A 24,661-nucleotide genomic window follows, 5' to 3' on the forward strand; every position below is an offset into this window, starting at 1 on the left:
GCGGGCGCCCGCAGGGCGCGGGAAGGGCACGCGAAGAGGATGCCGTCGTTCCGACCGGCCCAGGAAGACGACCGGGACCGCACCCTCCAACGACGGAGGAGGCCCGGGGCGAACCCCGGGCCTCCTCTGCGTGTCGGATCAGCCTCGCGGCTTCTCCTTCATCTCGATCGTCTCGATCTCGTCGCCGATCTGGATGTCGTTGTACTTGCCGAGACCGATACCGGCCTCGAAGTCCGTACGGACCTCCGTGACGTCGTCCTTGAAGCGACGCAGCGACTCGATGGCGAGGTTGTCGCCCACCACGACGCCGTCGCGGATGACGCGCGCCTTGGAGTTGCGGGTGATCGTGCCGGAGCGGACGATGACACCCGCGATGTTGCCGAACTTCGAGGAGCGGAACACCTCGCGGATCTCGGCGACACCCGACTGGACCTCTTCGAACTCGGGCTTGAGCATGCCCTTGAGCGAGTTCTCGACCTCTTCGATCGCGTTGTAGATGACCGAGTAGAAGCGGATGTCCACTCCTTCTCGAGCAGCGCGCTCGCGGGCCTTCGGGTCGGGGCGGACGTTGAAGCCCACGATGATCGCGTTGTCGATCGTCGCGAGGTTGACGTCCGACTCCGTGATCGCACCGACACCGCGGTGGATGATGCGCAGCTGCACCGAGTCGTCGACCTCGATCTTGACGAGCGACTCCTCCAGCGCCTCGACGGCACCGGACACGTCGCCCTTGATGATGAGGTTGAGCGACTCGACCTTGCCCTCTTCGAGAGCACGGGTGAAGTCCTCGAGCGAGATGCGCTTGCGGGCCTTGGCCAGCAGGGCGTTGCGCTGAGCGGCTTCGCGCTTCTCGGCGATCTGGCGCGCGGTGCGGTCCTCCTCAGTGACGAGGAAGGTGTCACCGGCCCGGGGCACGGACGAGAGTCCCTGCACCTGGACCGGACGCGACGGCACGGCCTCGAGGACGGCGTTGCCGTTCTCGTCCGCCATCGCACGGACTCGGCCGTAGGCCGTTCCGGCGACGATCGCGTCTCCGACGCGCAGCGTTCCCGACTGGATGAGCACGGTCGCGACCGCGCCGCGTCCCTTGTCGAGCTTCGCCTCGATGGCGACGCCGCGTGCCTCCTTGTTGGGGTTGGCGCGCAGGTCGAGACCGGCGTCCGCGGTGAGCAGCACGGCGTCCAGGAGGTCCTGGATGCCGGTGCCGGCACGGGCCGACACGTCGACGAACATGACGTCTCCGCCGTACTCCTCCGCGACCAGTCCGAACTCGGTGAGCTGCTGGCGCACCTTGGCCGGGTTGGCGTCGGGCTTGTCCACCTTGTTGACCGCGACCACGATCGGCACGTTGGCCGCCTGGGCGTGGTTCAGCGCCTCGATGGTCTGCGGCATGATGCCGTCGTCCGCCGCGACCACGAGGATCGCGATGTCCGTGACCTGGGCACCGCGGGCTCGCATGGCGGTGAACGCCTCGTGACCCGGGGTGTCGATGAAGGTGATCGGGCGCTCGATGCCCTCGTGCTCCGCGACGACCTGGTACGCACCGATGTGCTGCGTGATGCCGCCCGCCTCGCCGGCGACGACGTTGGCGTTGCGGATCGCGTCGAGCAGGCGCGTCTTTCCGTGGTCGACGTGACCCATGACGGTGACGACGGGGGGACGGATCTCGAGGTCCTCGTCCGTCTCGTCGTCGAGCTCCTGCTCGAGGTCGAGACCGAAGCCCTCGAGGAGCTCCTTGTCCTCGTCCTCGGGCGAGACGACCTGGATCTTGAAGCCGAGCTCCCCGCCGAGCACCTCGAAGGTGGCCTCGTCGAGCGACTCGGTCGCCGTCGCCATCTCGCCGAGGGCGAAGAGGACGGTGACCAGGTTGCCGGGGGCACCGGCACGCCGGTCATGGCCTCGATCTTGTCGGCGAAGTCCGAGATCGACGCGCCGCGGCGCAGACGGATGACCGTCTTGCCGTCGCCGCGGGGGACGCTGACGCCGCCGAGCGACGGGGCCTCCCTGAGCTCGAACTCCTGACGCTTCGTACGCTTGGACTTCCGGGCCTTGCTCTCGCCGCCACCGCGGCCGAAGGCACCTGCGGTGCCGCCGCCGGGTCCGCGGCCACGACCGCCGCCGCCACCGGGACGCGGGGCGAAGCCGCCGCCGGCACCGGGGGCGCCGCCGCCGGGACGCTGGAAGCCGCCGCCTGCGGGGCGACCGGCTCCACCGGGACGACCGGCTCCTCCGCCGGGACCGCCCGGACGCTGGCCGAAGCCCGCGGGGCGCTGGCCCATGCCGGGTCCACCCGGGCGGGGTGCGCCGGGGCGGGGTGCGGCAGGACGGGGGATGCTGCTCGGGGTCGGGCGCGAGCCCATTCCCTGCGAGCTGGCGAAGGGGTTGTTGCCGGGGCGCGGAGGGGTGGGACGCTGTCCCATCCCCTGGTTGCTGGCGAACGGGTTGTTGCCGGGGCGGGGCGCACCGGGACGACCGGAGCCGCCCGCTGCACCACCGGCGCCACCGGGACGGGGGGGTTGGCGGCGGGAGCCGGACGAGGCGTGACGGGCTTGGGTCCACCGGCGGCGGGGGCGGCAGCGGGCTTCTCAGCGGGGGCGCTGGGAGCCTTCGCGGCGGGAGCCTCTGCGACGGGGGCCTCTGCAGGCGCGTCGGCGGCGGCCTGCGCACGGGCTGCGGCTGCAGCCTCCTGCGCGGCCTGGGCCTGGGCCTGGCGCTCGGCGACCGACATCGGAGGAGCCGGCGCCGGAGCGGCGGCTTCGCCGGACCGGGGACCGGAGCGGGACGGACGCGCGCCGGAGGGGCGCGGCGCGCCGGGGCGGGCGCTGGTGGCGGTCGGGGCCGGCGCGGCGGTCCCCGCGCTGCCCTGGAGTGCCTGGCGGAGCTTGCGGGCCACGGGGGCTCGATGCTCGAGGACGGTCCCTTGACGAACTCGCCCAGTTCTTTCAGCTTTGCAAGTGCGACCTTGCTATCGACGCCGAGTTCGGCTGCGATCTCGTGTACGCGTGGTTTTGCCACTTCTCTCCTGTCTTGGGCCTGCGCCCAAGACGGGGCAGGCCATCACAAACGGACGGATCTCATTTCGAGCCGCTCATCAGTCGTTGCTCATGATCAGTTCACGGGCCGTTCTGCCTGTTCTCTCTGCGATGCGACCGTGCCCTGCGTCGATTCCCCGTGAGGAGGAACCGGGCCGGTCGGACCGCGGGTGATGTACCGCTCCAGCTCGCTCGAATCCACGCTCTCGCGCGTCTTGAACGCTCTGGGGAACGCGTGGCGCTTCACCGCGCGTTCAGTAGCACTCGTACGTGTCGTGCAGCCACGCTCCCCGACCCGCACGAACAGCGCGCGGATCTACCGCGAGGGAGTTCGAGTGGAGGACGAGCCTCAGAAGAGAGGCCCGGGGGCGCGCAGACGGCAGCCGACGCACGTTCTGACGGGTTCCACTCTACTCCCTCGGACTCCGGGAGCGCTTGCCCGCACGGCCGATGCTCGGGGATCACTCCCCGTCCATCACCGAATCGGGCTGGATGTCGATCTTCGCGCCGGTCAGCTTCGCGGCGAGTCGGGCGTTCTGACCCTCCTTGCCGATGGCGAGCGAGAGCTGGTAGTCGGGGACGAGCGCCTGCACGGCCTTCAGGCTCTGGTCGATGACGAAGGCGCTGGTCACCTTGGCCGGCGACAGCGCGCTGGCGACGAAGGTGGGCAGATCGGAGGAGTAGTCGACGATGTCGATCTTCTCGTTGTTGAGCTCGGCGGTGACGGCGCGCACGCGCTGCCCGAGCTCGCCGATGCACGCGCCCTTGGCGTTCACTCCGGGCTCGGTCGCGCGGACCGCGATCTTGGTCCGGTGGCCGGCCTCGCGGGCGAGCGAGACGATCTCCACGACTCCGGAGGCGATCTCGGGGACCTCGAGCGCGAACAGCTTGCGCACGAGCGGGACGGGTGGGTGCGCGAGACCTGGACCGAGGGGCCCTTCGGCCCGCGGCTGACGCTGGTCACGTACACGCGGATGCGGCGGCCGTGGCTGTAGTCCTCGCCCGGCACCTGCTCCTCGGGAGCGAGGATCGCCTCGATCGAGCCGAGGTCGACGTGGATCATCCGGGGGTTGGGGCCCTGCTGGATGACGCCGGCGACGATGTCGCCCTCGCGCCCCTTGAACTCGCCCAGGACCTTCTCGTCGCCGATGTCGCGCAACCGCTGGTTGATGACCTGCTTGGCCGCGAACGCGGCGATGCGGCCGAAGTCGCGCGGCGAGTCCTCGGACTCGCCGATCACCGCTCCCTCCTCGTCGACCTCGGGCACGAAGACCGAGACGTGGCCGGTCTTGCGGTCCAGGTGCACGCGGGCGTCCACGGCGGTGGCCTTGTCGGCGTCGTCCGCCTGCCCGATGTGCTTGAGGTAGGCGGTGAGGATCGCCTGCTCGATGATCTGCACGAGTTCCTCGAAGGGGATCTCGCGCTCGCGCTCCAGGAGGCGCAGAACGCTCAGGTCGATGTCCACGGCGGGCCTTTCTCTCTATTCACTTGGCGTCGCACAGTGCGACCACGTCGAAGTCTCGCCCGACGCCGGGCGATCACCGGCCCCCGGAGGAGCCCGGCTCGCGCGTCGGGACCATTGATCCTACCGGACCGCAGCGCACAGCGCCCCGGGGTCAGGCTCCGAGACGGCCGAGCGCCTCGGCGACGGGGAGCTGCTCCCGCTCCCCGGAGCGGCGGTCCCACAGCTCGACGATCCCCTCGGCGGCGCTGCGGCCGGCGATGACGATCACCGGCACGCCGATGAGCTCGGCGTCGCCGAACTTGACGCCCGGGGAGACCTTGGGCCGGTCGTCGATCAGCACGTCGCGGCCGGCGCTCTCGAGCGAGGCCCCGACCGACTCCGCGAGCGCGAGCGCCGCCGGGTCCTTGCCCGTGGCGATCACGTGCACATCGAAGGGCGCGACGTTCCCGGGCCAGATCAGACCGCGGTCGTCGTGGTTGCTCTCGGCGATGATCGCGAGGATCCGGGTGACTCCGATGCCGTACGAGCCCATGGTGACGGCGACGAGCTTGCCGTTCTCGTCCAGGACCTTCAGCCCCAGCACCTCGGCGTACTTGCGGCCGAGCTGGAAGACGTGGCCGATCTCCATGCCGCGAGCGGTCTCGATCGGGCCGGAGCCGTCGGGTGCGGATCTCCCGCGCGGACGTCCGCGACCTCGACCACGCCGTCCGCGGTGAAATCGCGTCCGGCGACCAGGTCGAGGACGTGCTTCCCGGCCGTGTTGGCCCCGGTGATCCATGCGGTGCCGTCGATCACGCGCGGGTCGAGCAGGTAGCGGACGCCGGTGGTCGATTCCTCGCCGAGCACGGCGCCCGCGGGCGACCAGGGACCGATGTAGCCCTTGACCAGGCCCGGGTAGCTTCGCGAAGTCGGCCTCGGTGGCGGCCTCGACCTCGGCGGGGGCGAAAGCGACCTCGGCGCGCTTGAGGTCGATGTCGCGGTCGCCGGGCAGGCCGACGATGACGAGCTCGCGGGAGCCGTCGAGAGCGATCAGCGCGAGGACGACGTTCTTGAGGGTGTCGGCCGCGGTCCACGCCCGGCCGTCCGCGCGGGGCTCGCGGTCGTTCGCGAGGTCGACCAGGGTCTGGATGGTGGGGGTGTCGGGCGAGTCGAAGACCTGGGCCTCCGGCTGCCCGTCGATCGGCAGCGCCTCGGGGACGGGCGTGCGGTACGCCTCGACGTTGGCCGCGTAGCCCCCGGCCGAGCGCACGAAGGTGTCCTCGCCGACCGGGGTCGGGTGCAGGAACTCCTCGCTCCGCGAGCCGCCCATCGCGCCGGCGTCGGCCTGCACGATGACGTACTCGAGTCCGAGACGGTGGAAGATCCGCTCGTACGCGTCGCGCTGCAGCTGGTAGCTCGCCTCGAGACCGGCGTCCGTGTGATCGAACGAGTAGGCGTCCTTCATGGTGAACTCGCGACCGCGCAGGAGCCCGGCACGCGGACGCGCCTCGTCGCGGTACTTGTCCTGGATCTGGTAGATCGACAGGGGCAGGTCCTTGTAGGAGGAGTAGAGGTCCTTGACCAGGAGGGTGAAGAACTCCTCGTGGGTGGGGGCCAGCATGTAGTCCGCGTCCTTGCGGTCCTTCAGCCGGAACACGCCGTCGCCGTACTCGGTCCAGCGTCCGCTCGCCTCGTAGGGCTCGCGCGGCAGGAGCGCGGGGAAGTGCACCTCCTGGGCGCCGGCCGCCTCCATCTCCTCGTGGATGATGCGCTCGATGCGGCGCTTCACGCGCAGTCCGAGCGGGAGCCAGGCGAAGACGCCCGGGGCCTGGCGGCGGATGTAGCCCGCGCGCACGAGGAGGCGGTGGCTCGCGACCTCGGCGTCCGAGGGATCCTCTCGGAGGGTGCGGACGAACAGGTGCGAGAGACGGGTAACCACGAGGGACGATCCTATCCGCAGGCCGCGCGCGGGTGCGCGCGGTCAGTCGGGGATCCGCGAGAAGACGAGGCTGCCGCCGGTCCCCTCCAGCACGATGTCCTCGGGGGTACCGCCGATCGCGACGGGCGCCGACAGCAGTGCGAGCAGCCGGATCTCGGCGGGTCCGGGACGGTCCTCGCACTCGTCCCGCCAGGCGGGCCTCCTCGGGGACGAGCAGGGCGTCGTCGATGGTGAACGGCGCGGTCACGCTCGAGCACTCCGTGCCGACGACGAGCGTCTCGTAGCCGTCGACCCTCTCGGTGCGCAGGCGCACCCGCGCGTCCTCGACCCAGGCGGAGTAGGGCCCCTCCCCCGACGCCGCCGTCAGCACCCAGCGGTCGCAGCCGAACGGGTCGGCCGAAGTGGGGCGATCGGTGCAGCCGTCGATCCCGGCGGCCGAGGCGGGCCGGAGCGACGCGACTCCGGCCGCCGAGAGGCTGGCCGCGACGATGATCAGGGCGAAGCGGAGTGCGGGGCGGACCATCGCGATCCGCTCCCGCTCCGGCTCAGTTCGCGCCGACGGTGACGACCGGGGCGCCGGTCGAGGTGTCGTCGGCGGGCATCTCGGCGGCGAGGCGGTTGGCCTCCTCGATGAGGGTCTTGACGATCTCGGCCTCGGGCACGGTCTTGATGACCTCGCCCTTGACGAAGATCTGGCCCTTGCCGTTGCCGGAGGCGACGCCGAGGTCGGCCTCGCGGGCCTCGCCCGGTCCGTTGACGACGCAGCCCATGACCGCGACGCGCAGGGGGACGCTCATGCCCTCGAGGCCGGCGGTCACGTCGTTGGCGAGCGTGTAGACGTCGACCTGGGCGCGGCCGCAGCTCGGGCAGGACACGATCTCGAGCTTGCGCTCGCGGAGGTTCAGGGACTGCAGGATCTGCAAGCCGACCTTGACCTCCTGGGCGGGCGGGGCCGAGAGCGACACGCGGATGGTGTCGCCGATGCCCTCGCCGAGCAGGATCCCGAAGGCCGTCGCCGACTTGATGGTGCCCTGGAACTTCGGGGCCCGCCTCGGTGACGCCGAGGTGGAGCGGCCAGTCGCCGCGTGCAGCGAGCTGGCGGTAGGCCTTCACCATGACGACGGGGTCGTTGTGCTTGACCGAGATCTTGAAATCGTGGAAGTCGTGCTCCTCGAAGAGGCTGGCCTCCCACACGGCGCTCTCCACGAGGGCCTCGGCGGTCGCCTTGCCGTACTTCTGCATGAGGCTCGGCTCGAGCGAGCCGGCGTTGACGCCGATGCGGATCGAGACGCCCGCGGCCTTCGCGGCAGCGGCGATCTTGCCGACCTGGTCGTCGAACTTGCGGATGTTGCCCGGGTTCACGCGGACCGCCGCGCAGCCCGCGTCGATCGCCGCGTACACGTAGTTGGGCTGGAAGTGGATGTCGGCGATCACCGGGATCTGGCTCTTCTTGGCGATGATCGGCAGCGCCTCCGCATCGTCGCGGCTCGGCACCGCGACGCGGACGATGTCGCAGCCGGAGGCGGTGAGCTCGGCGATCTGCTGGAGCGTCGCGTTGATGTTCGTGGTCGGGGTCGTGCACATCGACTGCACGCTGACTTGGGCGTCGCCGCCGACCAGGACCTTCCCCACCTTGATCTGACGGGACTTGCGGCGGGGGGCGAGGGTCTCGGGGACCTTGGGCAAACCCAGATTCACTGCTGGCACCCGCCCATCGTACGCGCGCCGCCCGCCCCTCCGTCCGCTCGCCGCGTCTTCCCAGCCGCCGCCTCCTCCCCCGGCCCTCACCGAAGGAACCCCACCCCGTCGAGGGAGCCCGCTCCCCCTGGTTCCCCCGACCTTCCGAGGTTCCCTCGCGCCCCGGCGCGGTCGCGCCGGCCGGGACGCCGGGCAGCGACCGGCGTCACCGTCAAGGCGAACGGGTGAATCGCGTCCCAGCGATCTCGCCGCAGCCGCCCGAACCGCGCTCTGTGCATGGCAATGGCTCCCGGAGAGCCGCCCGCGGAACGCCGGGCGAGGACCGGCCCCACCTTCAAGGCGAACGGGCGAATCGCGTCCCAGCGATTCGCCCCAGCCGCTCGCACCCCGCTCTACGGAACGCAACAACCCCGAGGAGACGACCGCGGAACGCCGGGCGAGGACCGGCCCCCACCTTCAAGGCGAACGGGCGAATCGCGTCCCAGCGATTCGCCCTAGCCGCCCGCACCCCGCTCTCTGCAACGCGACAACCCCGAGAAGCCGACCGCGGAACGCCGGGCAGGGACCGGCGTTCACAACAAGCTCAGAACAGCTGGATCGGCTTCGACGATGTCGGCGTAGATGAGGAGGGCGCTCATGCCGCCCAGCAGCAGCACGACCGCGTAGGTGAGAGGGAGGAGCTTCGCGATGTCCACGGGTCCGGGGTCGCGTCGTCCGAAGAGCTTGGCGATGCGGCGGCGCAGTCCCTCCCAGAGGGCGCCGGCGATGTGGCCGCCGTCCATGGGGAGCAGCGGGACGAGGTTGAAGACGAACAGCGCGACGTTGAGCGAGGCGAGCACGCCCACCATGGTCTGCACTTTCGGACACCACCGGCAGCTGATCGGAGGCGGCGATCTCGCCCGCGATCCGGCCCACGCCGACCACGCTGATCGGCCCGTTCGCGTCGCGCTCCTCCTGCCCGAACGCGGCCTGCGCGACGTCGAGGAGTCGCTGCGGGAGGTTCAGGATCACGCCGGCGACGCTCGTGACGTTCTGCCAGACCGTCTCCGGCACCGCCGTGATCGGCTGCTGCACCAGCGCTTGCGAGGGCGAGATGCCGATGAAGCCGACGGTCTGCGTCCGGACGGCGCCGGAGTCGTCCAGGACCGCGTTCCCCGCGTCGTCCGTGACCGCGACCTCGTTCTCGGCGGGCGTGATGGTCAGGGTGAGGGGCGTGCCGTCCCGGTCGACCTCGACGGCGAGCGGCACGCCGGCCGACTCGCGGATGATCGGGGTCAGGTCGTTCCAGCTCGAGACAGCGGTGCCGTCGATCGACACGATGGTGTCGCCGGGCAGCAGCCCCGCCGCCGCGCCGGGCGCGAGCGGGTCGTCGGGCGAGCAGCTCTCGGCACTCGTGTCGGAGGCGGGCACGACGCACTGCGAGACCGAGGAGATCGTGGACGTGTTCTGCGCCACTCCGATCCCGCAGAGGAGCACGGCGAACAGCACGGTCGCGATGACGAGGTTCATGAACGGACCGCCGAACATCACGATCACGCGCTTCCAGACCGGCAGCCGGTAGAAGGCGCGGTGCTCCTCCTCGCCGATCGTCTCGGCGCTGGCGGCCCGGGCCTCGTCGATCATGGTGGAGTAGGCGCGCGGCGCGGCTCGGGAGCGGACTCGTTGCCGTTCAGGCCGTTGAAGAAGCCGGTGCTCGACTCGGCGACCCGGTCGCCGGGGTTCTTGGGCGGGTACATGCCGATCATCGCGATGTAGCCGCCGAGCGGCAGCGCCTTGATCCCGTACTCGGTCTCGCCGCGGCGCCGCGAGTAGATCGTCCGGCCGAAGCCGATCATGTACTGCGTGACCTTCACCCCGAAGAGCTTGGCGGGAACCAGGTGCCCCACCTCGTGCAGGGCGATCGAGAGGGCCACGCCCACGGCGATGATGACGACGCCGAGGACGAAGAGCAGCACGGATTCCACCGACACACTGTAAGCCGGTGCCGGTCGCCCCCGCTGGGCGGGCGCTGGAGGATCCCGATGAGTCAGGGGGCCGCCTAGGCCGACGCGATCCGCTCGTCCGCGGTGCGCCGCGCCCACGTCTCGGCGGCGGCGAGCGACTCCTGGGTCAGCGCCCCGTCGACGGAGTGGGCGTCGACGACGGCCTCCACCGTCGCGAGGATGTCGAGGTAGCCGATCCGGCCGGCGTGGAACGCCTGGACCGCCTGCTCGTTCGCGGCGTTGAACACGGCGGGGTAGGACGCTCCCGCCGCTCCCACCTTCTTCGCCAGGCGCACCGAGGGGAACGCCTCCTCGTCGAGGGGCTCGAAGGTCCAGGAGTGCGCGCGGGTCCAGTCCAGCGGCACGCCGACTCCGGCGACGCGGTGCGGCCAGTCGAGCCCGAGGGAGATCGGCAGGCGCATGTCCGGCGGCGACGCCTGGGCGATCGTGGAGCCGTCGACGTACTCGACCATCGAGTGCACGACCGACTGCGGGTGCACGGTCACGTCGATCCGCTCGTACGGGATGTCGAAGAGCAGGTGCGCCTCGATGACCTCGAGGCCCTTGTTGACGAGGGTCGACGAGTTCGTGGTGACGACCAGCCCCATGTCCCACGTGGGGTGGGCGAGCGCCTCGGCCGGACTCACGTCGCGGAGGGAGTCGCGGTCGCGCCCGCGGAAGGGCCCGCCGGACGCGGTCAGGACGAGGCGGCGCACCTCGCGGTGCTCGCCCGCGAGCAGCGCCTGGGCGATCGCGGAGTGCTCGGAGTCGACCGGCACGATCTGCCCGGGTGCCGCGAGCGAGGTGACCAGCTCGCCGCCGACGATCAGCGACTCCTTGTTGGCGAGCGCGAGGCTCCGCCCCTCCTCGAGGGCGGCGAGGGTCGGGCCGAGTCCGACCGAGCCGGTGATGCCGTTGAGGACGACGTCGGCCTCGACGCCGCGCACGAGCTGCTCCGCCTCGACCGCGCCGAACGCGGTGTGCTCCACGCCGAAGGCGCGGGCCTGCTCGGCGACCATCGCGCGGTTCGACCCGGCGGCCAGCCCCACGACCTCGAAGCGGTCGCGGTTGGCTCCGATGACGTCGAGTGCCTGCGTTCCGATGGACCCGGTCGAGCCGAGGATGATGACCCTGCGCATCCGCCCATCCTGGCACGCTGCGCAGGGCCGCTCCCGGGTCAGCTCACCGCGAGGATGTCGATCACGAAGACGAGCGTGTCGGTGCCCGAGATGCCGGCGTTCGCGTTGCCCGCCTCGCCGTAGCCCTGGGCCGGCGGGATCACGACGACGACCTGCGAGCCGACGGTCTGACCGACCAGCGCCTCCTTGAAGCCCTCGATCACGTCACCGGTGCCGAACGACGCCGGAGTGCCCGTGCCCCAGCTCTGGATCGAAGACCTCGCCGGTGCCCCACACGGTGCCCTGGTACTGCACGATCAGGCTGTCGCCGTCGGCCACGACGGCCCCGTCGCCCTTCTTCAGCACGCCCAGCTGCAGCTCGGCGGGCGGATCCGTCTCGGGGATCGTGACGGTCGGCGCACCGTCCTCGGCGAGCGCCACCGTCGGCAGCCCGTCGACGGGCGGCTGCGGCTCACCGGTGGCCGCGGTCGGCACGATCGACTCGACGTCGATGACCATGACGATGGAGTCCTCCGCCGCGATGCCGAAGTCGGCGCTGCCCGCGTCGCCGAACGCATCGGCCGGCGGCACGACGGCGACCACGCGGGAGCCGACGGTCGCGCAGTTCACGGCCTTGACCAGACCCGAGAGGTACTGCTCGGTGTCGACGGCGAACGCCGCGCGGCCGCCGGACGCGTAGGTGCTGGCCGAGAACTCGGCTCCGCTGGTCGCGTTGTAGAGCGTGGTCGACCAGGACGGTGTCGCCCTCCGCCACCTCCTCGCCCGTGCCCTCGATCACGACCGTGCGCTCGGTCTCGTCGACCTGGAGGGGGACGGGAAGACGGTGATCGGCTTCGTCGCGAAATCGCCGCTCGCCTCGACGGTCGCCGAGGCGTCGCCCTCCGAGACGCAGCTGAGCGGAGTGGGCGACGCGCTCGGCTCCGCCTCCTCTGCTCCGCCGGTGCAGGCCGTGAGGCCCAGGGTCGCGCCGACGACGGCGAGGATCGCGAATGCTCTGCGCACGGGGGTGCCTTTCCTGCCCGGTGGAGCCGGACGACGTTCGAGGGACACCCCCATGCTCCGTCACGCGCCTAGGGACGACCTGGAAGCGCGGCGCCGGACCCCTCGTGCAGGGAGCGCCGCCTAGCATGGGGGCATGCGTGAATTCTCGGTCCCCCAGTCCCGCGCGCTCGTCACCGAGCTCCCCGGCCCGCGCTCGATCGCCCTCCAGGAGCGCCGCGTCAAGAGCGTCTCGCGCGGCGCGGGCACCCTCGCGAACATCTACATGGACCACGCCTCCGGCGCCGTCCTGGTCGACGTCGACGGCAACCGCCTCATCGATCTGGGCTGCGGCATCGGGGTGACGACCATCGGCCACGCGCACCCCGCCGTCGCCGCCGCGGCCGCCGCCCAGGCCGAGAAGCTGACGCACACCCTCTTCACGGTGACGCCGTACGAGAACTACGTCCGGGTCGCGGAGAAGCTCGCCGAGATCACCCCGGGCGACTTCGAGAAGCACTCGATCCTCGTCAACTCCGGCGCCGAGGCGGTCGAGAACGCGGTCAAGATCGCCCGCAAGTACACGGGCCGCCGCGCCATCGCCTCGCTCGACCACGCCTTCCACGGCCGCACGAACCTGACCATGGCGATGACCTACCGCCCCTACCCCGAGCGCGCGGGCATGGGTCCCTTCCCGGGCGAGATCTACAGCCTCCCGATCAGCTACCCCTTCCGCGACCCCGAGGGCATGACGGGCGAGGAGGCCGCGGAGCGCTCGATCGACTACATCCGCACCCACATCGGAGCACAGGAGCTCGCGGCCCTCTTCGTCGAGCCGATCCAGGGCGACGGCGGCATCATCATCCCGGCGCCCGGCTACTTCCAGCGCCTCTCCGAGTTCTGCACGGAGAACGGCATCGTCTTCGTCGCCGACGAGATCCAGGCCGGCATCGCCCGCACCGGCACGTGGTACTCGATCGAGCACCACGGAGTCGTCCCGGACCTGATCACCACCGCGAAGGGCATCGCGGGCGGCTTCCCGCTCGCCGCCGTCACCGGCCGCGCCGAGATCATGGACGCCGTGCAGCCCGGCGGCATCGGCGGCACCTTCGGCGGCAACCCCGTCTCCACGGCCGCGGCGCTCGCCACCTTCGAGGCGATCGAGTCCGAGGGGCTCCTCGAGGAGGCGCAGCGCGTCGAGCGCGCCCTGTGGGCCCGCATCGGCGACTGGGCCGAGCGCTTCCCCGTCGTCGGCGAGGTGCGCGGCAAGGGCGCCATGTTCGGCGTCGAGCTCGTGCACCCCGGCACGAAGAAGCAGAACCCGGAGGCGCTCGCCGCGATCCTGAAGCACGCCACCGCCAACGGCGTCATCCCGCTCGATGCGGGCAGCTGGGACAGCGTCCTGCGCATCATGCCGAGCGTGGTCATCAGCGAGGAGCTGATCGACGATGCGATGTCCGTCCTCGAGGAGGCGCTCGCCCAGCTGGGCTGAGCGCTGCTGTTCCGCCGGATCGTGTCCCCGGACATGACCGGCGGGGCATGCGTCCGCCGGTAACGTCGTGCGAATGCGGACCGACGACGACCACGACGCGCCGACCCCTCCCGGCATCGGTCTCTCGGCGCGATTCGCCCGCCTCGCGATGGGCGGCATCGGCCGGATGGTCTACCGGCCCATCATCGAGGGCCGCGACAACGTCCCCCTCACCGGCCGGGTGATCCTCGCGAGCAACCACCTCTCGTTCATCGACTCCCCCGTCCTCACGCTCCTCGCGCCGCGGCCGGTGCAGTTCCTCGCGAAGGCCGACTACTTCACCGGTACCGGTGCCCTGCGGGGCGCTCTCGCGCTCCTTCTTCACCGCCGTCGGCGCCGTGGCGGTCGAGCGCGGCGCGGGTCAGGCCGCGCAGGAGGCGCTCGACCTCGGCCGCGCGATCCTCGAGCGCGACGAGGCCTTCGCCGTCTATCCCGAGGGCACGCGCTCGCGCGACGGCCGGCTGTACCGCGGGCGCACCGGAGTCGCATGGCTCGCGCTCACGACCGGCGCACCGGTCGTCCCCGTCGGCCTCATCGGCACGCAGGAGCTCCAGCCGGTGGGGTCGAGGATCCCGCGCCTGCACCGCATCACCGTGCGCTTCGGCGATCCGCTCGATCTCTCGCACCACGGATCGGCCGACTCGGGCCGTGCGCGCCGCCACGCCACCGACGAGGTGATGACGGCGATCCACGCGCTCTCGGAGCAGGAGGCGGCGGGCGTCTACAACGAGTCGCCGCCGACGACGACCGCCGAGCGCATCCGCCGCGCCCTGCCGCACGAGCGGCGCTGAGCCCGGGCGGACGCGCCTCCGTTCAGCCCGCGGCCACCGTCTCGGGCTCGTGCTCGACGGGGAAGGCGACGGAGTTGGCGATGAAGCACAGTCGCGCCGCCTCCGGGTGCAGCGACCGGGCGAGCTCGATCATCGACGGATCCGCCACCGTCACCCGGGGGCGCAGCGTCACCGAGGCGAACCGGCCGCCGTCGCCCTCCTGCACCATGCGGCCGACCGCGTCGTCGACGTAGTCGGTGACGACCACTCCGTTCTTCACGGCCACGTGCAGGTACGAGAGCAGATGGCACTGCGCGAGCGCGGCGAGGAGCAGCTGCTCCGGATTCCAGCGGTCCGGGTCCCCGCGGAAGGGCTTGTCGGCCGAGCCGAGGATCACCTCGCGCCCGTCCGCGCGCACCGTGTTCTGCCGGCCGTAGTCGCGGTACCCGCTCGTGCCGGTGCCGCGGTTCCCCTCCCAGACGACGGAAACCGCGTAGTGGTGATCGATCTGCATCGGATTCCTTCTTCCGCTCCCTGGATCGAGCCGGTCTCGTCCGTCTGGACCCCTCGCCGCGGAGGACCCGCGGGTAGGATCGCAGGACCATGACAGACACGCTCGCCCCCCAGGTTCCCACGTCGGCAGTCCCGCAGGAGAGGCTCGTCGCGACCGAGATCCCCGGGCCCCGCTCGAAGGCCCTGCACGAGCGACGTCTCGCCGTCGTGCCCACCGGCGTGGGCACCGCGCTCCCTGTGTACATCGACCGCGCGCACGGCGCGATCCTCGTCGACGTCGACGGCAACCGCTTCATCGACCTCGGCGCCGGCATCGGAGTGACCACGATCGGCCACACCGACGACGAGGTCGTCGCCGCCGCGACCGAGCAGCTCGGCCGGCTCACGCACACCCTCTTCACGGTCACGCCCTACGAGCCCTACATCCGCGTCGCGGAGCTGCTCGGCGAGCACACCCCCGGCGACTTCGCCAAGAAGACCGTCCTCGTGAACTCGGGTGCCGAGGCGGTCGAGAACGCGGTCAAGATCGCCCGCAAGCACACGGGCCGGCCCGGTGTCGCGGTCCTCGACCACGCCTACCACGGCCGCACCAACCTGACCATGGCGATGAACTTCAAGGCGCTGCCCTACGGCCTCGGCTTCGGGCCGTTCGCGAGCGACATCCACCGAGCACCGAGCTCCTACCCGTACCACGACGGGCTCTCGGGGGCCGAGGCCGCCGAGCGCACGATCTCGTACCTCGAGAAGACGGTCGGGGCGTCCGCCCTCGCCTGCCTCGTCGTCGAGCCCGTGCAGGGCGAGGGCGGCTTCATGGTGCCCGCCGACGGGTACTCTGCCCGCACTGCAGGAGTGGTGCACCGCGAACGGCATCGTCTTCGTCGCCGACGAGATCCAGTCGGGCATGGCCCGCACCGGCGCCTGGTTCGCCAGTGAGCACTTCGGTCTCGTACCCGACCTCGTCCTGTCGGCCAAGGGCATCGCGGGCGGCCTGCCGCTCGCCGGGGTCACGGGTCGCGCCGAGATCATGGACTCGGCCCAGGCCGGCGGTCTGGGCGGCACCTTCGGCGGCAACCCCGTCGCAGCCGCCGCCTCCGTGGCCGTCTTCGAGCGCATCGAGCGCGAGGGCCTGCTGGCCGAGGCCGACCGCATCGGCGCCCGACTCGGGGCCGCGCTGCGCGAGCTGCAGGAGCAGTACGACATCATCGGCGACGTCCGCGGCATCGGCGCCATGATGGCGATCGAGCTCGTCCTGCCCGGAACGGCGACGACCACGAAGATCCCGAACGCCGCCGCGGTCACCGCGATCACCGAGTACGCGGCGTCGCACGGCGTGCTCGTCCTGAGCGCCGGTACCTACGGCAACGTGGTGCGCTTCCTGCCGAGCCTCGCCCTCACCGACGACCTGCTCGACGACGCCGTGTCCGTGCTGCGGGAGGCCTTCGCCACCCTCTGACCCTCCTTCCCACCACCCGACGGCCCGGGCCCCCGCACAGGAGGCGCCGGGCCGTCGGGCAAGATGGGGGGATGTCTGCAGGAACCTTCACCGTCGCGGAGTCCGTCGAGCTCGCCGTCGTCGAGCGCTCGGGCTTCGTCGAGTCCCGCCATGCCGGCTCGGCCGTGCTGCTCGACACGGACGGCCGGGTCTCCCGCACGCTCGGCAACCCGTCCGCTCCGATCCTCCCCCGGTCGTGCCTCAAGCCCTTCCAGGCCCTCGCTGTCATGACGGCGGGCGTCGAGCTGAGCGGCGCGGAGGCGGTCATCGCGACGGCGAGCCACGCGGGGATCCCGCAGCACGTCGCCCTGGTGCAGAACCTGCTCTTCCGTGCCGGGCTCGATCACACCGCGCTGCAGTGCCCCGCCGACTGGCCGAGCGACTCGGCCACCCGCGCGCAGCTCCTGCGCGCCGGCGCGACGCAGGATCCGCTCTACATGAACTGCTCCGGCAAGCACGCGGCCATGCTGCTGGCCTGCGTCCAGAACGGCTGGAGCACGGACGACTACCTCGAGCGCTCCCACCCCCTGCAGCAGCACATCGTCGACACGATCGAGCGGCTGACGGGCGAGCGCGTCGCCGGTACCGCGATCGACGGCTGCGGTGCTCCCGTGCACGCCCTGCCGCTGACCGCGCTGGCGAAGGGGATCTCCCGCATCGTGTCGTCCTCCGCGGCGTCGCCCTTCGGCCTCTACCGCCAGGCGGGCGTCCTCACGAACGCGATCCTCGAGAACGCCTGGGCCCTCGACGGCCCCGGCCGCGACAACACCGTTGTCATCGAGCGGCTCGGCCTGGTGGCGAAGCTCGGGGCGGAGGGCGTGCTGGTCATGGCCTCGCCCGACGGCACCACGGTCGCACTGAAGATCCTCGACGGGAGCCTGCGCGCGGCGACGGTCGTCGCGCTCAAGCTCCTCGTCGAGGCCGGTGCGGTGGAGCGGGGGGCGGCGAACGAAGTCCTCGTGCGGCTGAACCCGGTCGTCACGGGCGGCGGGCGCCCGGTCGGCGCGATCCGCGCCTCCTACGTCTGACGCCCGCTCACTGCAGCCGGGCGATCCGCTTGGCCCTCGCGGCCGAGGACACCTGCGTGACGACCACGATCACGATCGCCAGGAGGAACACCGCCGACGCGATCACGTTCGCCTCGGCCGGGATCCCGCGGGCCGCCGCGATGTAGATGTACTTCGGGAACGTCGTGACGGATCCGGAGTTGAAGTTCGTGATGATGAAGTCGTCGAAGCTCAGCGCGAACGAGAGCAGGGCCGCGGCGAGGATGCCGGGCAAGCAGGAGCGGGAAGGTGATCCGCCAGAACACCTGGCCCGGCGACGCGTAGAGGTCGCGTCCCGCCTCCTCGAGCTTGGGGTCGAGGCTCGCCACGCGGGCCTTGACCGTCACCACGACGAAGCTGATGCAGAACATCGTGTGCGCCAGGATGATCGTCACGAGCCCTTCTCGGCCCCGACCGTGAGGAACTGCGCGGCGAGTCCGGCACCGAGCACGACCTCGGGGGTGGCCATGGGCAGGAACAGCAGCAGGCTGATCGCCGAGCGGAAGCGGAAGCGGAAGCGCACGAGGGCCAGGGCGATCATGGTGCCCAGGGCGGTGGCGAGCAGCGTGGCGACGGCGCCGACGAGGAGGCTGTTGCCGAACGCGGTCATGACCTCCTCGCTCGTCCACGCCGAGATCCACTTGTCGAAGGTGAATCCGCGCCAGGCGATGTTGCTCTTGCCCGAGTCGTTGAACGAGAAGACGAACGTGTAGGCGATGGGGATGAGCAGGAAGATCAGCGCGAGGGCCGTGTAGACCCCGAGCCCGAGTCCCGTGAAGCGGCGCGGACCGCGGACGGGAGCCGGTGCGGGCGCACCGAGCGCCTCCTGAGCGCTGGCGACGGGCCGGTCGGCGGTGGCGGTCACAGCAGGTCCTCCGTTCCACTTCGCTTCACGTAGAAGCCCACGATGATCAGGATCACGGCCATCAGCACGATCGAGAGGGCTGCGGCGGCCGGGTAGTTCTCGAGTGTCAGGAAGTTGGCCTCGATCGCGTTGCCGACCATCGACGTCTGCGAGGAGCCGAGGAAGTCGCGGCTGGCGTTGATGTAGTCGCCCGCCGCGGGGATGAAGGTCAGCAGCGTTCCCGACACGATCCCGGGCATCGACAGCGGCACGGTCACCTTCCAGAAGACGGACGCCGGATGCGCGTACAGGTCCGACCCCGCCTCCAGGAACCTGGTGTCGAGCCGCTCGAGCGTCGTGTAGAGCGGCAGCGTCATGAACGGGATGAAGTTGTAGGTGATCCCGAAGATGACGGCGATGGGCGTCCCGGTCAGGTGCCCGTCCGCCGGCAGGATCGCGACGGCCTTGAGCCCCTGGACCAGCGGGCTCTCGTCGGCGAGGATCTGCTTCCAGGCGAGGGTCCGCAGCAGGAAGCTGATGAAGAACGGCGCGATGACCAGCGTCAGGAGCAGGTTCTGCACCAGCGGCCACGGCCGCGCCTTGACTCCGATGAAGTAGGCGAGCGGATAGCTGATCACGAGCGCGAGGACGGTGGCGATCAGGGCGTAGCCGAACGAGCGGACGGCGTGCGGCCAGTAGTCGGCCATCACGACGAGGTAGTTCTGCCAGGCGAAGCCGGGGGCGTACTCGCCGATGTCGCCGTCCGGGATCTCGGCCTGGAACGAGGTGAGCACGAGCGAGATCAGCGGCGCCAGGAAGAAGAGCAGCATATACGCGATGCCCGGCAGCAGAAGCACCAGCGCGAGCGTCGAGCGCCTGCGGATGGGCGCGTCGAGCGGGTTCGCCGGACCGGAGGCGAACGCGGCGAAGGCCATGCCTACGCTCCCCCGGCTCGCCCGGCCAGCAGGCCGCGCTTCTGCAGCGCGATCGCCCGGGTCGAGTCGTCGGCGTCGAACCGCGGCACCGACCCCGGCTCGTCGGCGAGGCCGAAGCCGTGCTCGGTGCTCCAGCTGACCCACACCTGGGCGCCCTCGCCCACGACCGGTCCGAAGACCATGTTCTGGGCGAAGACGACCACGGGTCCGAGCCCCGGCATCTGGAGGGTGTACTGCGTGCTGACCCCGCTGAAGGAGACGTCGACGACGATACCCGGGCCCAGGACGTTCCGGATCAGGCAGATCGCCGGGCGCCTCGGTCAGCAGCAGGAGCTTCTCGGGGCGGATGCCGATGGTCACCTCACCGCTCGTGCGCGCCGAGCGGGCGGAGGGGACCGTGATCCGGTGCCCGCCGGCCTCGACGGTGAGGGCCCGGTCCGTCGAGCCGACGACCTCGCCGGTGAAGAGGTTCGACTGACCGAGGAAGTTCGCGACGAAGGCCGTGCGCGGGAGCTCGTAGAGCTCCTCCGGAGCGCCCATCTGCTCGATCCGGCCCTTGTTCATCACGGCCACGGTGTCGGCCATGGTCATGGCCTCCTCCTGGTCGTGCGTGACGTGGAGGAAGGTGAGACCCACCTCCTCCTGGATCGACTTAAGCTCGAGCTGCATCTGCCGGCGGAGCTTGAGGTCGAGCGTCTCCCAGCGGCTCGTCGAGCAGCAGGAGCGCCGGGCGGTTCACGATCGCCCGGGCGAGGGCGACGCGCTGCTGCTGCCCACCCGAGAGGGAGGAGGGACGTCGCTGCGCGAGGTGGTCGAGCTCCACGAGGCGGAGCGCCTCGTGCGCCTTGCCGACCGGGTCGTCGATCCGCCGGCGCTTGAGGCCGAAGGCGACGTTCTCGAGGATCGACATGTGCGGGAACAGCGCGTACGACTGGAAGACGGTGTTCACGGGCCGCTGGAAGGTCTTGGTGGCGGTGACGTCCTCTCCGCCGATCAGGATGCGGCCGGCCGACGGCTCCTCGAGCCCGGCCACCAGGCGCAGAGTCGTCGTCTTGCCGCAGCCCGACGGGCCGAGCAGCGCGAAGAACGATCCGGCCGGGATGGTCAGATCGAGCGAGTCGATGGCGGTGAAGCCGGGGTACTGCTTGCTGATCCCGACCAGCTGGAGGTCGGCGCCGCTCTCGGCGAAGGTTCCCGTCGCCATCAGATGCCCAGCAGCACTTTCTGGAACTCGGCCTGGTAGTCCTTCTCCTCCGAGGCGGTGAGCGTGCGGAACACGTGCGCCTGCGACAGCGTCTGCTCGTCGGGGAAGATCAGCTGGTTCTCGGCCAGCTCCGGGTCGATGCTCTCCATGGCGTCCTTCGCTCCGTCGACAGGGGTGATGTAGTTGACCCAGGCGGCCACCTCGGCGGCGACCTCCGGCTCGTAGTAGTAGTTCATGAGGGCTTCCGCGTTGGCCTTCCGCTTCGAGCCCATCGGCACGACGAACGTGTCGTTCCACAGCGTGCCGCCGGAGTCGGGGAGCGCGAACTCCCACTTGTCGCCCGCCTCCGCGTTGATCAGGGTGATGTCCCCGGACCAGCAGATGGCGGCGAGGGTGTCCTCGTTCTGCAGATCGTTGAGGTAGGCGTTGCCCTTGATGTTGCGGATCTGACCGTCGTCGACCTGCTTCCGGAAGACGTCGATCGCGTTCATGAACTCGTCGTCGCCCCAGGATCCGGCGATGTCCGTCCCCTGCGCCTGCATGATCAGGCCGATCGTGTCGCGCATCTCGCTGAGCACGCCGACGCGTCCGCGCAGCTCCGGATCCCACAGGTCCTCGACGCTCGCCAGCCCGTTCGGCAGCTTCTCCTTGTTCCAGCAGATGCCGGCGAAGCCCGCCTGCCACGGGAGCGAGAGGTGGCGGCCCGGATCGAAGTCCGGGTTCGCGAGGGACGGGCTGAGGTTGGCGAGGTTGGGGATGTTGGCGTGGTCCAGCTCCTGCACGAAGCCGCGGCGGACGAGCCGCGAGACCATCCACTCGGTCAGGCAGACGGTGTCGGCGCCGATGTACTGCCCGAGCGCCAGCTGGTCCTTGACCTTGCCGTAGTACGAGTTGTTGTCGTCGACCGCGACGTTGTAGGTGACCGAGATGCCGCTCTGCTCCTCGAAGGCGAGGAGGGTCGGGTACGCGCCCTCGTCGTCCTCGTCGAGGTAGGCGGGCCAGTTGTCCCAGACGAGCCTGGGGTCGTCGGCGGATCCGTCGGCGGCGGCCGTGGGGGCCGGACGGCTGACCGGCGCGCACGCGGCGAGCGCGAGGGCGCCCGCCCCGAGACCGAGACCGCCGAGGACCGCGCGACGCGAGAGCATCGCGCGCCGCTCGCGCTCCCGGGAGCGGGCGACGGCGATCGCCTCGCGGAGAACGGGATCCCTCGGGAGGGGACGGGTCATGGCTGCGGCTCCTGACTTCGTCGGTGCGGCGGGAGGCTCACCGGCGTGAACGTGGGGAAATACTGGCACAGCGCCGGTGGCCTGTCGACGCGCAACAGACGAAACCGGACATTCGGAAACATGATCGTCACGAATTCCGCGCTTCCGGGCCCTCCTGACCACGGATTCCTCCGGTTCGGCCGACCTCGGGCACAGTGTCGGGCCACCGCGCCCTGCGGACCTCCCCGTGCTGCTCGACGAGGAAGGATCCCTGAGCGCAGAGCGGAGGATCGGGCAGCGGTCCGAGGAGGATCCGCGCCTCCGTCGGCGGGACATCGAGCACGACCAGCCCGCTCCGACGCGCCAGGGCGAGGAGTGCGCGAGCGGACGCCCATTCCGCGGCGGTCCCGACGACGACCCCGTCCGGGAGCGCGCCGTCCGAGGCGAGCGCCTCGGGCACGCTGCTGGTCGCGCACCACTCCTGCATCCGCGACCGCAGCGCGACCGGAGCGTTCGTGACCACGACCACCGGCGCCGCGTCGAGCGGGACGGGCTCCGGCCTCCGCCGCACCCGGGCGGCGTGCGGGGTCGACGGGGCGAAGACCTGGACCCGTTCGCCGCGCCACCACCCCCTCCCGGCGGCAGCTCGGGACGGTACGGCTCCCCGTCCCCGGCGAGCAGCTGGTGCTCCTGCCTGCTCGCGGTGCGCAGCAGGAGGACGTCGTCGACTCCGTCTCGGAGCGCCGCGATCCCGTCCGTCGTCCGCCGCGCCGACAGCACGATCCTCCGTCGACCCGAGCGCACCGCAGTCTGCAGGGCCTCGAGCAGTCGTCGCCTCCCGTCGTCGGCGCAGCGGCGCAGCAGCAGGTCGAGATCGTCGATGACGACGGGCCCCTCGCCTCCCGTGACCGAGTCCCACACCTCCTCGAGGTCGTCGGGACCGAGGACCGCCTGCCCGGGGATCTGCACGGCGAGCTGCCGGAGAGCGGTGGAGCGCCCGGAGCCCGCTGCCCCGAGGACGAGGAGCGAGGACCGGGTGAGCTCGACGACGTCCTGCCTCTGCTCGCTCGGCCTGTCCACGACTCCGAGGAGCAGCCGTCCGGCCTCCGGCGCAGGAGCCGGCAGGAGGGAGGGCAGCGGATCCAGCCACGGACGATGCACCGGCACCTCCCGATCCGCGGGCAGCGCGGCCCGGACCGCATCGTCCGTGCGGGGCAGAGCCGCCTGCACGAGAGTGCTCCGTCCACCGTGCGAGACGATGCAGCGGCCCGGAGTGCGGTGCGGGATCCGGGCGGCGGCGTCGCTGCCCACCAGCGATCGCGAATCGGCGGCGTCGTGCACACGCAGAGCGATGCGGAGGCCGCAGTTGGCGGCGACCGCATCGCGCACGACGCCGACCGGCCGCTGGGTGCACAGCACGAGGTGCACTCCGAGCGACCGGCCTCGGGCGGCGATGTCGGCGAAGGCCCGGTGCAGATCGGGCGAGCGCTCGAGGACGACCGCGCACTCGTCCACGACCACGACGAGCCGCGCGAGCGCTCCCACGGGCAGTCTCGCGATGTCGGGAACCCCTCGCTCCGCCAGCAGCCGCTCACGGCGGCGCAGCTCGGCGGCGACGCTGGCGAAGGCGCGGTCGGCGCCGTGCTGATCGAGATCGGTGATGACGCCGGTCACGTGCGGCAGCGCCGCCAGCGGAGCGAAACCCGCGCCGCCCTTGAAATCGGCCAGCAGGAAGGTCACCGCCGCCGGACCGTGCCGCGCCGCGAGGGCGAGGACCCATGCGACGAGGAGCTCGCTCTTGCCGCTCCCCGTCGTCCCGCCCACGATGGCGTGGGGCCCGTCCGCGACCAGATCGATCTCGACCGCTCCCACGGGTCCCGTCCCGAGGACGACCGGCAGCCCCTTCTCGCCGCCCACCCGCTCGAGCGCACCGAGGTCCGACAGGCTCACGGACTCCGGCAGCGCTCGCTCGCCGGCCCGACCGGCCGAGCGGGCGAGGGCCTCCGCGAACCGCAGCGCCTCGCCGGCCGAGACGTAGGCCACCGTCAGCTCCTCGGCGCGGCCCGCGCTCTCGCGGCCGATGACGCGGTCCGGACCGCGTCCTCCGAGCTCCAGGACGCAGCGGCACGACGGAGGGAGTTCGGACGCGGACCTCGCGAGGACCAGCAGGCCCGCCCCTCCCGCGGGCGTCGCGTCGGCCCCCGTCTCGCACACCTGCCACTGGACGGCGGACGTCTCCCCTCGCACGTGAGGGGCGGACCGGAGGCAGTCCCACTCGCGCCCCGGGGGGAGGACGATGCCGAGCTCGTCAGGGGCCACCAGCTCCAGCGCCTGGAGCAGGAGCCCCCGCGCGACGGCCCGCGCGACGACGGGCGGCCCGACGATCCCGGTCCCGGCCGAGAACGGGACACGGAGCGGCGCGTCCGCGATCGACCGGACGTCTCCACCCTCCGCCGCGATCACCGTGCCCCGACCCAGGACCGGCTCGAACTCCCTCGCCCTCCGCCGCCAGCGGGCGTCGGCCGGAAGTCCGCCGCGCAGGACGGCCCTGGCGTCGGGAGCGGCGACCCTCATCGCCTCGAGCTCCTCCCGGGCCCGCGCCGCCTGCGCCGCGTCGTAGGCCCGCAGCTCCTGGTCGTACCGCTCCGCCTCCCGCCGCACCGTCCGGCGCCGGACCCTCGCCGCGTCCAGGGAGGAGGCGATCACCACGACCGGGCCGAGCGCGGCGAAGGCGAGCATCATCGGCGAGCGGGTGACCGCGTACAGCACGACCGCCGAGAGGACGGGGGCGAGCGCCGCGACCCAGGGGAAGGACGGGCGCGCCGGAGCGGAGGGCCGTATCGGAGGGCGGGGTGCTGCCAAGCGGATCGGGAGGGTCATCCCCCCATCAGAACGGAGGACGCCCGCGC

The 24,661-nt window shown here is 71.4% G+C and carries 10 protein-coding genes and 9 pseudogenes; 4 read left to right on the forward strand and 15 right to left on the reverse strand.

Features of this window, described 5'->3' with window-relative positions; all coding sequences use genetic code 11:
* Positions 1-138: 138 nt before the first annotated feature.
* From infB to AC0CII_RS07625, 10 genes and pseudogenes are all read right to left on the reverse strand, one after another.
* Positions 139-3,015: pseudogene (infB, locus tag AC0CII_RS07580) on the reverse strand (translation initiation factor IF-2).
* Between the two features lie 271 nt (positions 3,016-3,286).
* Positions 3,287-3,424, reverse strand: coding sequence for a DUF448 domain-containing protein (locus AC0CII_RS07585; protein ID WP_465228990.1), 138 nt, complete (start codon positions 3,422-3,424; stop codon positions 3,287-3,289).
* A gap of 69 nt (positions 3,425-3,493) precedes the next feature.
* Positions 3,494-4,497: pseudogene (gene nusA / locus AC0CII_RS07590) on the reverse strand (transcription termination factor NusA).
* A gap of 151 nt (positions 4,498-4,648) precedes the next feature.
* Positions 4,649-6,415 (reverse strand): proline--tRNA ligase, encoded by a 1,767-nt coding sequence (locus AC0CII_RS07595; RefSeq protein ID WP_465228991.1) that lies wholly within the window; start codon positions 6,413-6,415, stop codon positions 4,649-4,651.
* A 545-nt stretch (positions 6,416-6,960) separates the two neighbouring features.
* A pseudogene (gene ispG / locus AC0CII_RS07600) lies at positions 6,961-8,122 on the reverse strand (flavodoxin-dependent (E)-4-hydroxy-3-methylbut-2-enyl-diphosphate synthase).
* Positions 8,123-8,696: 574 nt separating this feature from the next.
* Positions 8,697-10,077: pseudogene (locus AC0CII_RS07605) on the reverse strand (M50 family metallopeptidase).
* Positions 10,078-10,151: 74 nt separating this feature from the next.
* Positions 10,152-11,234: a 1-deoxy-D-xylulose-5-phosphate reductoisomerase gene (locus AC0CII_RS07610; protein ID WP_465228992.1), complete on the reverse strand. Its 1,083-nt coding sequence runs from the start codon at positions 11,232-11,234 to the stop codon at positions 10,152-10,154.
* Between the two features lie 38 nt (positions 11,235-11,272).
* Entirely contained in the window at positions 11,273-11,437 is a 165-nt protein-coding gene (locus AC0CII_RS07615) for an FKBP-type peptidyl-prolyl cis-trans isomerase (RefSeq protein ID WP_465228993.1), read from the reverse strand.
* Position 11,438: 1 nt separating this feature from the next.
* Positions 11,439-11,876 (reverse strand): annotated as a pseudogene (locus tag AC0CII_RS07620) (FKBP-type peptidyl-prolyl cis-trans isomerase); the annotation flags it as partial.
* A 132-nt stretch (positions 11,877-12,008) separates the two neighbouring features.
* Positions 12,009-12,236 carry a hypothetical protein gene (locus AC0CII_RS07625; protein WP_465228994.1) on the reverse strand — a complete coding sequence of 76 codons (228 nt, stop codon included), beginning with the start codon at positions 12,234-12,236 and terminating at the stop codon, positions 12,009-12,011.
* 133 nt (positions 12,237-12,369) lie between these two features.
* Here AC0CII_RS07625 and gabT (AC0CII_RS07630) point away from each other — a divergent pair, with 133 nt between their 5' ends.
* Both gabT (AC0CII_RS07630) and AC0CII_RS07635 read left to right on the forward strand, forming a co-directional pair.
* Positions 12,370-13,704 (forward strand): 4-aminobutyrate--2-oxoglutarate transaminase, encoded by a 1,335-nt coding sequence (gene gabT, locus AC0CII_RS07630; RefSeq protein WP_465225580.1) that lies wholly within the window; start codon positions 12,370-12,372, stop codon positions 13,702-13,704.
* Positions 13,705-13,852: 148 nt separating this feature from the next.
* Positions 13,853-14,534 (forward strand): annotated as a pseudogene (locus AC0CII_RS07635) (lysophospholipid acyltransferase family protein).
* A gap of 22 nt (positions 14,535-14,556) precedes the next feature.
* On the opposite strand, the gene AC0CII_RS07640 reads toward AC0CII_RS07635, so the two are convergent.
* On the reverse strand, positions 14,557-15,027 hold the full coding sequence (locus AC0CII_RS07640; protein ID WP_465225579.1) for an OsmC family protein: 471 nt from the start codon (positions 15,025-15,027) through the stop codon (positions 14,557-14,559).
* Positions 15,028-15,116: 89 nt separating this feature from the next.
* On the opposite strand from AC0CII_RS07640, the pseudogene gabT (AC0CII_RS07645) reads away from it, so the two are divergent.
* Both gabT (AC0CII_RS07645) and AC0CII_RS07650 read left to right on the forward strand, forming a co-directional pair.
* Positions 15,117-16,479 (forward strand): annotated as a pseudogene (gene gabT, locus AC0CII_RS07645) (4-aminobutyrate--2-oxoglutarate transaminase).
* Between the two features lie 71 nt (positions 16,480-16,550).
* Positions 16,551-17,546 carry an asparaginase gene (locus tag AC0CII_RS07650; protein ID WP_465225578.1) on the forward strand — a complete coding sequence of 332 codons (996 nt, stop codon included), beginning with the start codon at positions 16,551-16,553 and terminating at the stop codon, positions 17,544-17,546.
* A 7-nt stretch (positions 17,547-17,553) separates the two neighbouring features.
* Here the strand turns inward: AC0CII_RS07650 and AC0CII_RS07655 are convergent.
* The 4 genes and pseudogenes from AC0CII_RS07655 to AC0CII_RS07670 all read right to left on the reverse strand — a co-directional run bounded on the left by AC0CII_RS07655 (position 17,554) and on the right by AC0CII_RS07670 (position 24,632).
* Positions 17,554-18,303, reverse strand: a pseudogene (locus AC0CII_RS07655) (ABC transporter permease).
* Between the two features lie 122 nt (positions 18,304-18,425).
* Positions 18,426-19,343 carry an ABC transporter permease gene (locus tag AC0CII_RS07660; RefSeq protein ID WP_465225577.1) on the reverse strand — a complete coding sequence of 306 codons (918 nt, stop codon included), beginning with the start codon at positions 19,341-19,343 and terminating at the stop codon, positions 18,426-18,428.
* A gap of 2 nt (positions 19,344-19,345) precedes the next feature.
* A pseudogene (locus AC0CII_RS07665) lies at positions 19,346-20,547 on the reverse strand (ABC transporter ATP-binding protein).
* On the reverse strand, positions 20,547-24,632 hold the full coding sequence (locus AC0CII_RS07670; protein WP_465228995.1) for an extracellular solute-binding protein: 4,086 nt from the start codon (positions 24,630-24,632) through the stop codon (positions 20,547-20,549). Before AC0CII_RS07670 ends, AC0CII_RS07665 begins: the two are co-directional and overlap by 1 nt.
* Positions 24,633-24,661 lie beyond the last annotated feature (29 nt).

Source organism: Rathayibacter sp. AC182, assembly GCF_979253875.1.

Bases quoted from the DNA above. Each gene is read 5' to 3' on its own strand.
- AC0CII_RS07610 (WP_465228992.1), bottom strand. From the start codon at position 11,234: ATGCGCAGGGTCATCATCCTCGGCTCGACCGGGTCCATCGGAACGCAG.
- gabT (WP_465225580.1), top strand. From the start codon at position 12,370: ATGCGTGAATTCTCGGTCCCCCAGTCCCGCGCGCTCGTCACCGAGCTC.
- AC0CII_RS07640 (WP_465225579.1), bottom strand. From the start codon at position 15,027: ATGCAGATCGATCACCACTACGCGGTTTCCGTCGTCTGGGAGGGGAAC.
- AC0CII_RS07650 (WP_465225578.1), top strand. From the start codon at position 16,551: ATGTCTGCAGGAACCTTCACCGTCGCGGAGTCCGTCGAGCTCGCCGTC.
- AC0CII_RS07660 (WP_465225577.1), bottom strand. From the start codon at position 19,343: ATGGCCTTCGCCGCGTTCGCCTCCGGTCCGGCGAACCCGCTCGACGCG.
- AC0CII_RS07670 (WP_465228995.1), bottom strand. From the start codon at position 24,632: ATGACCCTCCCGATCCGCTTGGCAGCACCCCGCCCTCCGATACGGCCC.